The following is a 14,750-nucleotide window of genomic DNA, read 5'->3' on the forward strand; positions in this document are numbered from 1 at the left end:
AAGAGTCCGAACCATCACTGTTTGTCGCTCACTTGCTCCGGGTCCGTCGCCGCGTCACCCACCACCCCCTCCGAGCACGCCGCCCGCGAGTCCGATCACCACGGGCAGCACACCGACCGCGATGAACGCGGGCAGGAAGCACAGACCGACCGGTGCGCTGACCATCACTCCCGCTCGACGGGCCCTGGCCGTGGCGGCGCGGCCCCACTCGGCCCGGGCCTCGGCGGCGAGCCGCGCGACCGGCACTGCCGCGGGCAGCCCGGACACATCGGCCCGTTCGAGCAGCCGGGCCAGCCCTTCGGCGCCCGGCACGGCACCCAACCTCCGCCAGGCCGAGCCCGGTTCGCCGCCCAACCGCACCTCCGCCGCACCCCGGGCGAGGGCATCGCCGACAGGGCCGCCCAAGGCCTCACCCACCGCCTGAGCCGCGATCACCGGGCCGGCGCCCGCCGCGATGCAGGCCGCCAGCAGGTCGGCGGCGAGGGGCAGTTGCCGGCCCGCCTCTGCGAGGTCGGGGGCGCCCGGGTCCGCACCGGCCGTCTCCCGGCTCGATCGCCACCGCCACACCCCCACCGCCCCGGCCAGTCCCACGGCGGCCCCGGCGAGGCCTCCGATCAGCACCCATCCGGCACCGGCCACGCCCACCGGGGCCAGCCACGTCCGTGCGGCCCCGCGCCATGCCGTCCGCGGGACAGGAACAGTCGCTTCCCGTACCCCTGACAGCTCGGTCAGTCGCCGGCGCATCCTCCGGTGGCGCCGCGCCCGTACCAGTCGGCGCGCCAGCCATCCGGCGGCCAGCACGATCCCCACGGCCACCCCCAGCCTGTGGACAACGTCCCCGCTCATGCCGCAGCCTCCGCGCCCCGCACGATCCGCCGCACCCACCACAGCCCCAGGCCCTCCAGCACCCCGCCGGCCGCCAGACAGCCCAGACCCGCTCCGGTGTGCAACAGGACGTGGAGGGGATCGGCTCCGAGGGCGGTCCCGATGAGGAGCCCCAGGGCAGGCAACCCGGCGAGCATCACCGCCGTGGCCCGGGCTCCCGCCAACTGGGCTCGGAGATCGCACTGTTGGTCGCGTTCGGCGCGCAGGGCGGCGGCGAGCCGGTCGAGTCCGTCCGCGAGTCCCGCGCCCTGGTCCACGGCCACCCGCCAACACGCCGCGAGTCCGCGCAGGCCCTCGGCGCCCGGTTGCCGTGCCGCCGTGGCGAGCGTGTCCGGCACGTCGCCGCCGAACCGCGCCGCGGCCAGCACCGTGGACTGCGCGTCCGCGAGTCCGCCGCAGTCCCGGGCGGCCCGCAGCAGCGCCTCACCCGGCTGGCGTCCCGCCCGCACCTCGCCGCCGAGCGCCCCGCACAACGCGATCACCGCGTCGGTCCGGCGCTCCCGGTCCCGCCGCGCCCGGCCGGCCAGCCGGGCCCGCCGCAGCAACGGCACCCCGGCCGCTCCCAGAACGAGCGGCAGCACCGACGCCCCGAGCACCGCCAGCACCAGCCCGGCCACCGCCGACCACCACTCGGCCCGCAGCCGCCCACGGACGCGCCGCAGCTCACCGGCCGTGCGCGTCCACCCCGGGGGCCCCTTCCCGACGGGGGCGCCCTCCGCGAGCAGCAACCGCGTCCGCCGTGCCGTCCCATCGCGCTCGGCCAGCAGCCAGACAGCCGCCCCCATGCACGCCACGGCCGCACCCACCGCCACCCCAGGCGCCTCCGTCATGACTCTCCCCTCTCGTCCGCACCCGGCTCGATCCCACTCGCCCCGCCCCGCAGGAGACCCCTCAGCCGCTCCCATCCGCGCTCGCGCACGAACGCCTCCGCTCCCCACCGCAGCGCCGGCACCGTCCGCACGAGGCCGGACGCGTCCCGCTCCAGCACGTGCACCTCGGCGATCCGCCGCCGCCCGGCCCGGTCGCGCACCAGGTGCAGCACCACGGAGAGGGCGGCCGCCAACTGGCTGTGCAGCGCTGCCCGATCGAGCCCCGCGGCCGTGCCGAGCGCCTCCAGCCGGGCCGGTACATCGGCGGCGGCGTTGGCGTGCACGGTCCCGCAGCCGCCCTCGTGGCCGGTGTTCAACGCGGCCAGCAGGTGCACCACTTCGGGCCCGCGCACCTCGCCCACGACCAGCCGGTCGGGCCTCATCCGCAGCGCCTGGCGCACCAGGTCCTCCAGAGTGACGAGGCCGGCACCCTCCTGGTTGGCGGGTCTGGTCTCCAGTCGCACGACGTGCGGATGGTCGGGCCGCAGCTCCGCCGAGTCCTCGGCGAGGACGATCCGCTCCCCCGGCCCCACCAGCCCCAGCAGGGCACTCAGCAACGTGGTCTTGCCGGTGCCGGTGCCGCCGCTGACGAGGAAGGACAGCCGGGCGTCGAGCAGGGCGCGCAACATGCGGTCCCCGCCCGGCGGCACGGTGCCCGCCGCGACCAGCTCGCCGAGCGTGAAGGCACGTGGCCGCACAACCCGCAGCGACAGGCAGGCGCATCCCACGGCCACCGGCGGCAGCACCGCGTGCAGCCGCGTCCCGTCGGGCAGCCGGGCGTCGGCCCAGGGCCGGGCGTCGTCCAGGCGGCGTCCGGCCACGGCGGCGAGACGTTGAGCGAGCCGTCGCACGGCCGCGGCGTCCGCGAACCGCACCTGCGTCAGCTCCAGTCCGCCGCCCCGGTCCACCCAGATCCGGTCCGGGGCCGACACCAGCACGTCCGTGACCGACGGATCGGCGAGGAGCGGCTCCAGCGGCCCGCTGCCGACCAGCTCGGACCGCAACTGTGCGGCGGCTCCCAGGACTTCGGTGTCCCCCGAGGACACGCCCCTGCTCCCGCAGGGCCTGCGCCACGCGCGCGGGGGTCGGCTCGCCCCCGCTCTCGGCCAGCCACCGCCGCACCCCGTCCAGCAGCTCCGCGCCCTCGAGTCCGGCCAGGGTGCTCATGCCGTACCCGCCTCGACGAGCGCGCGCTCCCAGAACTCCCTGCAGAACCGGGCCAGCGGTCCCCGCGGGGTGGTGCCCGGCGGTGCCGTGCCCTGGTCCGGGCGTGACAGTCCCGGCTCGACCGGCACCTCACCGACCAGGGGCAGTCCGAGCAACCGGGCCACCTCTCGATCGTCGAGCCCCGGCGGGTACGGCCCGCGGACCGCCACCCGCAGGTCCCGGAGAACCATGCCGACCGCCGAGGCGACCCGCCCGGCCGCCGCGACGGCCCGCAGCTCTGCGGGCACCACCAGCACGCCCACATCCAGCTGGGAGAGGACCTCGGCGACGCCGTCGTCGATCCGGCGCGGAAGGTCGACCACGACGGTGCCGCCCCGGCGGCGGGCCGCCGCGAGCACCGCGCGCACCGCCTGGGGCGGGACCGCGATCCGGTCGCCGCGGTCCCAGCTGAGCACCCTCAGCGCGTGCAGCTCGGGCAGCGACTCCTCCAGGGCTCCGCCGCCGACCCGTCCGCGTGAGGACGCGAAGGCGGGCCAGCGCAGCCCCTCGGCCGTCTCACCGCCGAGGAGTACGTCGAGTCCGCCGCCCAGCGGATCGGCGTCCACGAGGAGGGTGCGCAGTCCCTCCCGCGCGGAGGTGACGGCGAGGGCGCACGCGAGCGTGGACGCTCCCGCCCCGCCCCGGCCGCCGATGACGCCGACGGTGAGGGCGGGCCGGCCGACGCCCTCGGCCACGTCGGCGATCCGGTCGACCAGCCACTGCTCGCCGTCGGGCAGCATCAGGACGTGCTCGGCGCCGATCTCGACGGCCCGCCGCCACACCCCGGAGTCGTCCTGGTCCCGGCCGACGAGGACGACGCCCCTTCTGCGCGCGGCCCCGCGCACCCGCCGAGCGGCGTCGTCGCCGACCAGGACGAGCGGTGCGGCCTCCCAGCTGCCTCTGCGCTCCGGCACCCCGTGGTGCACCTCGGGTGTGGCGCCGGCTGCCGCGCACAGGCGCAGCAGATCGTCGAGGAGCTCGGTGTCCTCGGTGACGATCAGCGGTCCTCCCTGCCGCCCTCCGGCGGCCGGCGGCGGATCGTGTGTGACGGTTCCGGCCACGGTTTCCAACCCCCTTCGCTGCACGACTCGCGCGGCCCCTGCGGCCCCGCGATTCCCATACGTGGGAAGAACCGACAAGCGGCCTCCCTGTGAACGGCCGACAGAAACCGGCCAAACGCCCCCGGGTACTCGGAACCGGCCATGAACTCGCCGCGAGCGGGATGCGTAGGAATCACGGTGCAGCGATCCCGGAAATCGTGTGGATCTTGGTGGATAACTGTGGACGTCCCGGGAGTTGTGAATATCGCCATCACCCATACCGGTGAGCCACTCAGACCCTGCGTACGACTCCCACAGAGCAGCCCGACGGCTACACACCGTGATTCAACATGAGCATGACAAAGCTGGGACCGGAGCCGCATCGGAGCGGCCGCCAGGCCGTAAGAAGAAGGAAGAAACCCACCCGGACATGCGACGACCCCCGCCGGGGGGGAGAGCGGGGGTCGTCCCCACGGCCGACTCGGGGGGGGGAGGAGTCGGGCCGGGTTAGCACGGTCGCGAACGATCCGTGACTTCCATGGTGTACCCGAGAGCCTTCTCAGGCAAACCCACGCGCCCCACCTTACGCCGAATGGGCTGCCCCTATGCTCTGGGGCGTGGAAAACCACTCGTTGCCCCGCACAGCCGCCTTCTTTGACCTGGACAAGACGGTCATTGCGAAGTCGAGCACGCTCACGTTCAGCAAGTCGTTCTACCAAGGCGGTCTGATCAACCGCAGGGCCGTCTTGCGTACCGCATATGCCCAGTTCGTCTTCCTCGCCGGCGGCGCCGACCACGACCAGATGGAGCGCATGCGCGCATATCTGTCCGCCCTGTGCCGCGGCTGGAACGTGCAGCAGGTCAAGGAGATCGTCGCCGAGACGCTGCACGACCTGATCGACCCGATCATCTACGACGAGGCCGCCTCCCTCATCGAGGAGCACCACACCGCCGGCCGCGACGTGGTGATCGTGTCCACGTCGGGCGCGGAGGTGGTCGAGCCGATCGGCGAGCTGCTGGGCGCGGACCGCGTGGTCGCCACCCGCATGGTCGTGGGCGACGACGGCTGCTTCACCGGCGAGGTGGAGTACTACGCGTACGGCCCGACCAAGGCGGAGGCCGTCAGGGAGCTCGCCGAGTCCGAGGGGTACGACCTCAGCCGCTGCTACGCCTACAGCGACTCGGCGACCGATGTGCCGATGCTGGAGTCCGTGGGCAACCCACACGCCGTGAACCCGGACAGGGCACTGCGCCGCGAGGCCCTCGCGCGCGGGTGGCCGATCCTGGACTTCCATCGCCCGGTCCGGCTCAAGCAGCGCATCCCCTCGTTCTCCGTACCGCCGCGCCCGGCGCTGGTCGCGGTCGCAGCGATAGGCGCCGCCGCGGCCACCGCGGGACTCGTCTGGTATGCGAACCGGCGCCGGGCCACGGTCGCTTGACCTGTGGCGATCGCCCTTCCCGGGTGAACCCGAAAGTAAAGAAGCAGGGCCTGGACTTCCGCTCACTGCGGCGCAGGAGTACAAAGGACTCAACGGCCCGCGAGACCAAGGACATCCGAGAGGATCACCTTTTTTACTCATTTGGCCCCACGGACCGAGCATGAACACCGGGCACCCACGCGACGTCGACCCGTCGAATACGGGCCAGCCACACCAGGGAACGGGCAAAGCTTCCGACCTGATGGGCATATATCGAGGACGCTTGGTAACCCGATGCTCATGCCAGCGGCGGTACGAGAACTCGTACCGCCGCATTTATGTGGCCCGGTGATGTCAGGCCGCTCCACGCTGCAGCGCCTCGCACACCGCCATCGACTCGCGCGCCCCCAGTTCGACCGCCCCGCCGCAGTGGGCGATCCAGGCGGCCACGCCCTCCGGAGTACCGGAGACGTACCCGGCGAGGGCCTCCAGGTACGCGTCACGTCCCAGTTCGGCGTGACCGACCTCGGCCGCGCAGACCGACTTCGGATCCAGCCCGCTGCCGACCAGGACGATGCGCTCGGCCGTACGCGCGACCAGGCCGTTGTGGCACGTGAAGGGACGCAGCGCGAGGAGCTCGCCGTGCACGACGGCGGCCGTCACCAGCGCCGGAGCGGAGCCGCCCGCGATGATCAGCCCGGCCAGTCCGTCCAGCCTGCCGTGCGTTTCGGTGGCGCTCGGCAGCGGCAGCCCCACGAGCGGCTCGTCGACCGGCTCGCCCTCCTTGCGGGGCCGTCCCACCTGGTCGCCCTCGTCCGCGGCAGCCACCAGGTGCAGCCTGGCCAGCACCCGCAGGGGTGACTGCCGCCAGATCGACAGCAGCTGGCCCGCCTCCGCGGTGAGCCGCAGGGCCGCACCCACGGTGCGGGCCTCGTCGTCACCGCTGAAGTCCGTGCGCCGGCGCACCTCCTCCAGGGCCCAGTCCGCGCCGGACAGCGCGGCCGAGCCGCGGGCGCCGCGCAGCGCGGCCTCGGAGGTGATCGCGTTGCTGCGCCGCCGCATGACCCGGTGTCCGTAGACCCGGTCCACCGCCTTGCGTACGGACTCCACGGAATCGGCCACTCCGGGCAGCGCCCCCAGGGCCGCGAGGGGATCGGCGGTCGCGCCTGCTGTACTCATGAGTACGACCCTACGCACCCCGGGGCCCCGACCCACGGCGGAGTGGCCTTCTTCACGCGCGCGTGCGCCACCCGACGTCCGCCCGAAGGACTACCTCCCGACCGCCGGAGCCCCGGGGACACCCTTGGGTGCGGGGGCGGGCCGGTCCGACAGGAAGGACGCCCAGCCGGCCTTCGGCGCCTGGCCGACCGGCAGGGTGCTCAGCTTTTCCAGCGTTTTCGGGTCCTGGGCGTCGAGCCAGTCCACGAGCTGCCGGAACGAGACGCAGCGCACCTCCTCCTTGGTGCACACCGTCTCGATGACCTCCTCGACGGCCCGCATGTAGGTGCCGCCGTTCCAGGACTCGAAGTGATTGCCGATGATCAGGGGCGCGCGGTTGCCCTGGTAGGCCCGTGAGAAGCCCCTGAGCAGGCCGTCTCGCATCTGGTCGCCCCAGAAGTCGAACTTGGCGGGGTTGCCCTGGGTGGTGGTGCCGGACTGGTTGACCATGAAGTTGTAGTCCATGGTGAGCTGCTCGAAGGAGTGGCCGGGGAACGGCACGAGCTGCATGGAGACGTCCCACAGGCCCATCTTCTTCTTCGGCCAGACCTGGTCGTTCACGCCACTGGTGTCGTAGCGGAAGCCCATGTCGCGGGCTGCCCTCATGAAGTTGCGCTGGCCCTCGAGGCAGGGTGTGCGGGCGCCGATGAGTTCCTTGTCGTAGTCGAAGGGCAGCGGGGAGGCGCCTTTCAGGCCGGCGTTGGTCTTCCAGGTCTTCACGAACTGCTTGGCCTGGGAGATCTCGTCCTTCCAGTCCTGCACCGACCACTCGCCGACGCCGCCGCCGCTGCCGCAGAAGTGGCCGTTGAAGTGGGTGCCGACCTCGTTGCCCTCCAGCCATGCCAGGCGCAGTTGCTTCGCGGTGGCGGCGATGCCGCGGCGGTCGTTGAAGCCGATGTCGGAGCGACCCGGGGAGTGCTGCGGGGGCCGGTACCGGTCGCGCTTGTCCTCCGGCAGCATGTACACGCCGCTCAGGAAGTACGTCATGGTCGCGTTGTTCTTCCTCGCGACCTTACGAAAGTGCGAGAACAGCTTCTGGCTGTCCTCGCCCGCGCCGTCCCAGGAGAAGACGACGAACTGCGGGGGCTTCTGGCCGGGCCGGAGGCGTTCCGGGCGGGGCAGGTGCGGCTGGGCCCCGGTGTAGGCGGTGGAGCCGTCTCCGATCAGCCGGACCGCGCTCTTCGGCGCCTGTGCGGGCGTCGCCTTCTGCGGTTCGGGTGTCTCCGGACGGGGGGTGTCGGTCGCGCAGCCGGCGAGCGATGCGGCGCAGACCGCGGCGATCACGGAACCCGCGGCGATCCTGTGGGTGGCGGCCATGTTCCGCCCACCTTCTTCCTTCTCTCGGGTGCGGACGCCGCCAAATTCGCACGAGACCGAGAAGGAATTAGTAGGACAAGCCGATCAAATGGCCACTTCACTCTTCAGAGTGATCTATTCACCCATTTGCCCGTAAAGTCTATGCTCGCCCTTTACTCTGCATTACGATCCGTTTACCGAGCGTTAATTCATCCCGCCGATTTACGCCGTGACCGCCGCGACCGACACCCGCCCCGAGCGGGCCCCCCAGATACGCGACCGCGCAGCCCCGGAGGAGACGGGAAAACCATGTCAGCCTGCGTCCCCACACGCGTCACCGACCCGAACCGAACCGAGCGCACCCATCCGCCTCACAGTCCGCCGCCGGCCGGGCCCCGCCGATTCCGCATCGCGGGTGCCGACGTGTCGGCCTCGATCGCGGTCTTCCTGATCGCGCTGCCCCTGTCCCTGGGCATCGCCCTGGCCACCGGCGCCCCCCTCCAGGCCGGCCTCGTCGCCGCCGCCGTGGGCGGGCTGGTCGCCGGGCGACTCGGCGGCTCCCCGCTCCAGGTGAGCGGACCGGCCGCCGGACTCACCGTCGTCACCGCCGACCTCATCCAGCGGTACGGCTGGCGGACCACCTGTGCCATCACCGTCCTCGCAGGCGTCGCCCAACTGGGCCTCGGCTGCCTGCGCGTGGCCCGTGGCGCCCTCGCCGTCAGCCCCGCGATCGTGCACGGCATGCTCGCCGGGATCGGCGTCACCATCGCCGTCGCCCAGCTGCACATCGTGCTCGGCGGCACACCACAGAGCTCCGTCCCGGACAACCTGCGTGCCCTGCCCGCCCAGTTGGCGCACATGCGCCCCGCGGCGGTGTCGGTGAGCGTGCTGACCCTGGCACTGCTGCTGCTCTGGCCGCGCCTGCCCGGCCGGGCCGGACGCCTGCTGCGCACGGTCCCGGCGGCGCTCGTCGCCGTCGCCGGAGCCACCTCGGCCGCCGCCCTCGCCGGGCTCCGCCTGCCCAAGGTCGACCTGCCGTCCTGGAGCAACCACGCCCTGGCCGGTCTGCCCGAGGGCCCCGTGCTCGGCCTGGTCGCCGCCGTGCTCACCACCACGCTGGTGTGCAGCGTCCAGTCGCTGCTCGGCGCGGTCGCCGTGGACAAGCTGGTGGCCGGCCGCCCCGGTCTGTCACCCCGCGTCGGGCGCTCGAAGCTCGACCGCGAACTGCTCGGGCAGGGAGCCGCCAACATCGTCTCCGGCTCGCTCGGCGGCCTGCCCATCGCCGGTGTGGCCGTGCGGAGTTCGGCGAATGTGCACGCCGGTGCGGTCAGCCGGAACTCCACGATGCTGCACGGCGTTCTCGTAGTGATCGCCACGCTGCTGATGGTCCCGATCCTGGAGCTCATCCCGCTCGCCTCGCTCGCCGCCCTGGTGATGGCCGTCGGCATCCAGATGGTGTCCCTGAACCACATCCGCACGGTGACCCGCCACCGCGAAGTGTGGGTCTACGCCGTCACCACCCTCGGCGTCGTCTCCCTCGGCGTCCTGGAGGGCGTGGCGCTCGGCATCGCCACAGCCGTCGGCGTCGCCCTGCACCGCCTCACCCGCACCCGCATCACGCACGAAGTCAGGGAAGGAGTCCATCACGTACACGTCAGAGGACAGTTGACGTTCCTCGCGGTGCCACGGCTCAGCCGGGTCCTGCATCTCGTGCCCCACGGTGCCGACACCGTCGTCGAGCTGGACGGGTCGTTCATGGACCACGCGGCGTACGAGACGCTGCAGGACTGGCAGAAGACGCACACCGCGCAGGGCGGTACCGTCGAGATCACCGGCCGTCATCCCGGCACCCGTATCTCCGAGCCCCAGGTCTCCGGCGACTGCCGCTGCCGGCCCTGGACGCCCTGGCGCAACCACCAGTGCGACGGCCCCCAGTCCACACCCCCGGCCGAGAAGAACCCGGACGGGTCGGACCGCTCCGAGCCGGACCCGACGGGCACCGGCGGAGCCAGCGGGCACGAACTGGCGCGTGGCATCAGCGCGTTCCAGCGCAACACCGCGCCCTTGGTGCGCAGCGAGCTGGCCAGGCTGGCGAGAGAGGGACAGCGGCCTTCGCAGCTCTTCCTGACCTGCGCCGACTCCCGACTGGTCACATCGATGATCACCTCCAGTGGCCCGGGTGACCTGTTCGTCGTGCGCAACGTGGGCAACCTCGTCCCGCGCCCGGGCGAGGAGAGCGGCGACGACTCGGTGGCGGCGGCGATCGAGTATGCCGTGGACGTGCTTCAGGTGCGCTCCATCACGGTGTGCGGGCATTCGGGTTGCGGTGCCATGCAGGCGCTGCTCAACTCCGAGCCCGGAGGCGCCCGGAGCCCGCTGAAGCGGTGGCTGCGGCACGGCCTGCCCAGCCTGGAGCGCATGGCCGACGACAGTCTGCCTCGGGGCAGACTGGCCAGGCGTTCCCCCGATGACGCGGTCGAGCAGCTCTGCCTGACCAACGTGGTCCAGCAGCTGGAGCACCTGCGCGTCCACGACTCGGTGGCCCGGGCCATCGAGGAGGGCAGCCTGGAGCTGCACGGGATGTACTTCCACGTGGGCGAGGCGGAGGCGTACCTGCTCACCGAGACTGACGCCGGTGGCGTCTTCGACCGGGTCCGGGAGTCGGACCTGACGGCGTGAGCCAGGCGTCGGCCGGGCGGGGCTCCCGCCCGGCCCCGGCCGACGCCGCCACCGCCACCGCCACGGCCGCCGCCACCGCCGCGACAGCCGCCACCGCCACCGCCACGGCCGCGACAGCCGCCACCGCCACCGCCACCGCCACCGATGCAACCGCCACCGATGCCGCCGGAGAGCCCTGTCACCACCGGCGGCCGTCGAGGTCTCCATGAACATCGCCGTTCCCCCCTCGGCTCCGCCACGACACAAGAGCCGGGCAGGGGGACGGGCAGCACACGGGCAGCACACGCACTGAACTTTCCCTGGTCGGCGTCCGTGGGTACGGATGACCCCGGTCCCCGACAGCACCGTCCCCACAGGTCTAAACCAATCGGCGGTCGGCCCTTGTCATCGCACCCCCGGGTCTGATGAGCTGTGGCCTGGGACACAACGGACACCCTGGGAAAGGCAGATGCCGTGAGCAACGAGAGCCTGGCCAACCTGCTCAAGGAAGAGCGCAGGTTCGCACCCCCCGCCGACCTGGCCGCCAACGCCAACGTCACAGCGGAGGCGTATGAACAGGCCAAGGCTGACAGGCTCGGCTTCTGGGCCGAGCAGGCCCGCCGGCTGGCCTGGGCCAAGGAGCCCACCGAGACCCTCGACTGGTCGAACCCGCCGTTCGCCAAGTGGTTCAAGGACGGCGAGCTCAACGTCGCCTACAACTGCGTCGACCGCCATGTGGAGGCCGGACACGGCGACCGGGTCGCCATCCACTTCGAGGGCGAGCCGGGCGACAGCCGCGCGATCACCTACGCCGAGCTCAAGGACGAGGTCTCCAAGGCTGCCAACGCCCTGCTGGAGCTGGGAGTCCAGGCGGGCGACCGGGTCGCCGTCTACATGCCGATGATCCCCGAGACGGCGATCGCGATGCTGGCCTGCGCCCGGATCGGCGCCGCCCACTCGGTCGTCTTCGGCGGCTTCTCCTCGGACGCGCTCGCCACGCGCATCCAGGACGCCGACGCGCGCGTGGTCATCACCTCCGACGGCGGTTACCGGCGCGGCAAGCCGTCCGCGCTCAAGCCTGCCGTGGACGAGGCCGTCGAGAAGGCGGGCATCGTCGAGCACGTCCTGGTCGTGCGCCGCACGGGTCAGGAGGTCGCCTTCGCCGAGGGACGCGACGTCTGGTGGCACGACCTGGTGGGTCGGCAGAGCACGGAGCACGCCCCCCAGGCCTTCGACGCCGAGCACCCGCTGTTCATCCTCTACACCTCGGGCACCACGGGTAAGCCCAAGGGCATCCTGCACACCTCCGGCGGCTACCTCACGCAGACCGCCTACACCCACCACGCCGTCTTCGACCTCAAGCCGGAGACCGACGTCTACTGGTGCACCGCCGACGTCGGCTGGGTGACCGGCCACTCGTACATCGTCTACGGCCCGCTGGCGAACGGCGCGACGCAGGTCATGTACGAGGGCACACCCGACACCCCGCACCAGGGCCGCTTCTGGGAGATCGTGCAGAAGTACGGCGTGACGATCCTCTACACCGCGCCGACCGCGATCCGCACGTTCATGAAGTGGGGCGACGACATCCCCGCCAAGTTCGACCTGTCGAGCCTGCGGGTGCTGGGCTCGGTGGGCGAGCCGATCAACCCCGAGGCGTGGATCTGGTACCGCAAGAACATCGGCGGCGACCGCACCCCGGTCGTCGACACCTGGTGGCAGACCGAGACCGGCTCGATGATGATCACCCCGCTGCCGGGCGTGACCGCCACGAAGCCCGGCTCGGCGCAGACGCCGCTGCCCGGCATCTCCGCGACGGTCGTGGACGACGAGGCCAACGAGGTGCCCAACGGCGGGGGCGGCTACCTGGTGCTGACCGAGCCGTGGCCGTCGATGCTGCGCACCATCTGGGGCGACGACCAGCGCTTCATCGACACCTACTGGTCGCGCTTCGAGGGCAAGTACTTCGCCGGTGACGGTGCCAAGAAGGACGACGACGGCGACATCTGGCTGCTCGGCCGGGTCGACGACGTCATGCTCGTCTCGGGGCACAACATCTCCACCACGGAGGTCGAGTCGGCCCTGGTCTCCCACCCCTCGGTCGCCGAGGCGGCCGTGGTCGGCGCCGCGGACGAGACGACCGGGCAGGCGATCGTCGCGTTCGTGATCCTGCGCGGGACGGCCTCGGAGACCGAGGACCTGGTGGCCGAGCTGCGCACGCACGTCGGCAACACCCTCGGCCCGATCGCCAAGCCCAAGCGGGTCCTGCCGGTGGCGGAGCTGCCCAAGACCCGCTCCGGCAAGATCATGCGGCGGCTGCTGCGGGACGTCGCCGAGAACCGCCAGCTGGGTGACGTCACCACGCTGACCGACTCCACGGTCATGGACCTCATCCAGTCCAAGCTGCCCGCCGCGTCCAGCGAGGACTGATCGCGGCACCGGCATGACGAAGCCGACGGAGGGGCACCCGATCACCGGTGCCCTCCGTCGGCAGGCCCCCGCGGCGAGGGCCGCCGGATGCGCACAGCCGTACATTTACCTAAACTAAGCAAAACAACTGCTCGGACATCCGAGCAGAACAAGTGCTCCATGGTGCGCCGGGAAGTCTGGTCGGCATGTGTTCCGTCCTGCCCACCGACCGGAGGTCTCCCTCGTGACCGCGCCCCGCCCCACCACCCCCCGCAAGGCCCTCGGCCGGCTGTCGCTGCCCGAGCGGACGTATGTGGCGGACGCGCTGCGCACCGAGACCGTCGGCGGGGTGCTGCTGCTCGCCGCCGCCGTCATCGCGCTGCTCTGGGCGAACATCCCCGCGCTGCACGACGGTTACGAGAGCGTTGCCCACTACCACCTGGGCCCTGCCGCCCTCGGCCTCGACCTGTCCGTCGCGCACTGGGCCGCCGACGGGCTGCTGGCGATCTTCTTCTTCGTCGCCGGGATCGAGCTGAAGCGAGAACTCGTGGCGGGCGACCTGCGCGACCCGAAGGCCGCCGCGCTGCCGGTCGTCGCCGCGCTGTGCGGCATGGCCGTACCGGCGCTCGTCTACACCCTCTCCACCGTCACCGGCGGTGGCTCCCTGGACGGCTGGGCCGTGCCGACCGCGACCGACATCGCGTTCGCGCTCGCCGTGCTCGCCGTGATCGGCACCTCCCTGCCGAGCGCGCTGCGGGCCTTCCTGCTCACGCTCGCCGTCGTCGACGACCTCTTCGCGATCCTGATCATCGCGGTGTTCTTCACCGCCGACCTGAACTTCGCCGCGCTCGGCGGTGCCGTCGCAGGCCTGGTGCTGTTCTGGCTGCTGCTGCGCACCGGCGTGCGCGGCTGGTACGTGTACGTGCCGCTGGGCCTCGTCGTCTGGGCGCTGATGTACAACAGCGGCGTCCACGCCACCGTCGCCGGTGTCGCCATGGGCCTGATGCTGCGCTGCCACCGGCGCGAGGGCGAGGACCGCTCCCCCGGCGAGCGCATCGAGCACCTCGTACGGCCCCTTTCGGCGGGGCTCGCGGTGCCACTGTTCGCGCTGTTCAGTGCGGGCGTCACGGTGTCCGGCGGAGCGCTCGCCGGCGTGTTCACCCAGCCGGAGACCCTCGGTGTGGTCCTCGGGCTGGTCGTCGGCAAGGCGATCGGCATCTTCGGCGGGACGTGGCTGACGGCCCGTTTCACCCGGGCCTCGCTCAGCGACGACCTCGCCTGGGCGGACGTGTTCGCGGTGGCGACCCTCGCCGGCATCGGCTTCACCGTGTCGCTGCTCATCGGCGAACTCGCCTTCGACGGCGACCGGACGATGACGAACGAGGTGAAGGTCGCCGTCCTGCTGAGTTCGCTCATCGCCGCGACACTCGCGACCGTCCTGCTGAAGATCCGCAACGCCAAGTACCGACGGCTGTGGGAGGACGAGGAGCGCGACGAGGACGCCGACGGCATCCCGGACGTGTACGAGGAGGACGACCCGGCGTACCACCTGCGGCTCGCCGCCGTGTACGAGCGCAGGGCCGCCGAGCACCGCAGGATCGCCCAGGAGAAGGCAGCGGCGCGCCACGGGCTTGCCGAAGTACCGGGCGGGGCAGGCGAGGACCACCACCGTCCGGCATGATCTGACGAGACGGTACAAAAGACGGGACCGTACGCAGTCAGGCCGTACCCAGTCGGACGACTGCGGCGGG

Annotated in this window: 10 protein-coding genes and 1 pseudogene; 5 read left to right on the forward strand and 6 right to left on the reverse strand. The window is 72.1% G+C overall.

Going from position 1 to position 14,750, the window contains the following annotated elements; translation table 11 throughout:
- Positions 1 to 54: 54 nt before the first annotated feature.
- The 4 genes and pseudogenes from FDO69_RS29125 to ssd form a co-directional block, all read right to left on the reverse strand.
- Positions 55 to 846, reverse strand: a complete 792-nt coding sequence (locus FDO69_RS29125; protein WP_104783620.1) for a type II secretion system F family protein — start codon at positions 844 to 846, stop codon at positions 55 to 57.
- Positions 843 to 1,715, reverse strand: coding sequence for a type II secretion system F family protein (locus tag FDO69_RS29130; RefSeq protein ID WP_104783623.1), 873 nt, complete (start codon positions 1,713 to 1,715; stop codon positions 843 to 845). The genes FDO69_RS29125 and FDO69_RS29130 overlap by 4 nt, the downstream gene beginning before the upstream one ends.
- Positions 1,712 to 2,921, reverse strand: a pseudogene (locus FDO69_RS29135) (TadA family conjugal transfer-associated ATPase). The gene FDO69_RS29130 and the pseudogene FDO69_RS29135 overlap by 4 nt, the downstream one beginning before the upstream one ends.
- Positions 2,918 to 4,021 carry a septum site-determining protein Ssd gene (gene ssd, locus FDO69_RS29140; RefSeq protein WP_104783626.1) on the reverse strand — a complete coding sequence of 368 codons (1,104 nt, stop codon included), beginning with the start codon at positions 4,019 to 4,021 and terminating at the stop codon, positions 2,918 to 2,920. The pseudogene FDO69_RS29135 and the gene ssd overlap by 4 nt, the downstream one beginning before the upstream one ends.
- Before the next feature lie 584 nt (positions 4,022 to 4,605).
- Between ssd and FDO69_RS29145 the strand changes: the two genes are divergently transcribed.
- On the forward strand, positions 4,606 to 5,439 hold the full coding sequence (locus tag FDO69_RS29145; protein WP_104783629.1) for an HAD family hydrolase: 834 nt from the start codon (positions 4,606 to 4,608) through the stop codon (positions 5,437 to 5,439).
- 333 nt (positions 5,440 to 5,772) lie between these two features.
- On the opposite strand, the gene FDO69_RS29150 is transcribed toward FDO69_RS29145, so the two are convergent.
- Both FDO69_RS29150 and FDO69_RS29155 read right to left on the reverse strand, forming a co-directional pair.
- Positions 5,773 to 6,597: a Fic family protein gene (locus FDO69_RS29150; protein ID WP_104783631.1), complete on the reverse strand. Its 825-nt coding sequence runs from the start codon at positions 6,595 to 6,597 to the stop codon at positions 5,773 to 5,775.
- 90 nt (positions 6,598 to 6,687) lie between these two features.
- Complete coding sequence (locus FDO69_RS29155) at positions 6,688 to 7,953, reverse strand: polysaccharide deacetylase family protein (protein ID WP_104783634.1); 1,266 nt, start codon at positions 7,951 to 7,953, stop codon at positions 6,688 to 6,690.
- A 288-nt stretch (positions 7,954 to 8,241) separates the two neighbouring features.
- On the opposite strand from FDO69_RS29155, the gene FDO69_RS29160 reads away from it, so the two are divergent.
- The 4 genes from FDO69_RS29160 (at position 8,242) to nhaA (ending at position 14,680) form a co-directional block, all read left to right on the forward strand.
- Positions 8,242 to 10,611, forward strand: coding sequence for a bifunctional SulP family inorganic anion transporter/carbonic anhydrase (locus FDO69_RS29160; protein WP_104783636.1), 2,370 nt, complete (start codon positions 8,242 to 8,244; stop codon positions 10,609 to 10,611).
- Positions 10,608 to 10,820, forward strand: a complete 213-nt coding sequence (locus FDO69_RS29165; protein WP_138430213.1) for a hypothetical protein — start codon at positions 10,608 to 10,610, stop codon at positions 10,818 to 10,820. Before FDO69_RS29160 ends, FDO69_RS29165 begins: the two co-directional genes overlap by 4 nt.
- Positions 10,821 to 11,064: 244 nt before the next feature.
- Positions 11,065 to 13,020 (forward strand): acetate--CoA ligase, encoded by a 1,956-nt coding sequence (acs, locus tag FDO69_RS29170; RefSeq protein WP_104783788.1) that lies wholly within the window; start codon positions 11,065 to 11,067, stop codon positions 13,018 to 13,020.
- Positions 13,021 to 13,243: 223 nt separating this feature from the next.
- The gene (gene nhaA / locus FDO69_RS29175; RefSeq protein ID WP_104783639.1) at positions 13,244 to 14,680 is read left to right on the forward strand and encodes a Na+/H+ antiporter NhaA; all 1,437 of its coding nucleotides are present in this window, start codon (positions 13,244 to 13,246) and stop codon (positions 14,678 to 14,680) included.
- The last annotated feature ends 70 nt before the right edge of the window (positions 14,681 to 14,750 follow it).

Source organism: Streptomyces tibetensis, assembly GCF_007655005.1.
Taxonomy (GTDB): Bacteria; Actinomycetota; Actinomycetes; order Streptomycetales; family Streptomycetaceae; genus Streptomyces; species Streptomyces tibetensis.

Coding starts and splice junctions, on each gene's coding strand:
- FDO69_RS29150 (WP_104783631.1), bottom strand. CDS start 6,597: ATGAGTACAGCAGGCGCGACCGCCGATCCCCTCGCGGCCCTGGGGGCG.
- FDO69_RS29160 (WP_104783636.1), top strand. CDS start 8,242: ATGTCAGCCTGCGTCCCCACACGCGTCACCGACCCGAACCGAACCGAG.
- FDO69_RS29130 (WP_104783623.1), bottom strand. CDS start 1,715: ATGACGGAGGCGCCTGGGGTGGCGGTGGGTGCGGCCGTGGCGTGCATG.
- FDO69_RS29155 (WP_104783634.1), bottom strand. CDS start 7,953: ATGGCCGCCACCCACAGGATCGCCGCGGGTTCCGTGATCGCCGCGGTC.
- FDO69_RS29145 (WP_104783629.1), top strand. CDS start 4,606: ATGCTCTGGGGCGTGGAAAACCACTCGTTGCCCCGCACAGCCGCCTTC.
- FDO69_RS29125 (WP_104783620.1), bottom strand. CDS start 846: ATGAGCGGGGACGTTGTCCACAGGCTGGGGGTGGCCGTGGGGATCGTG.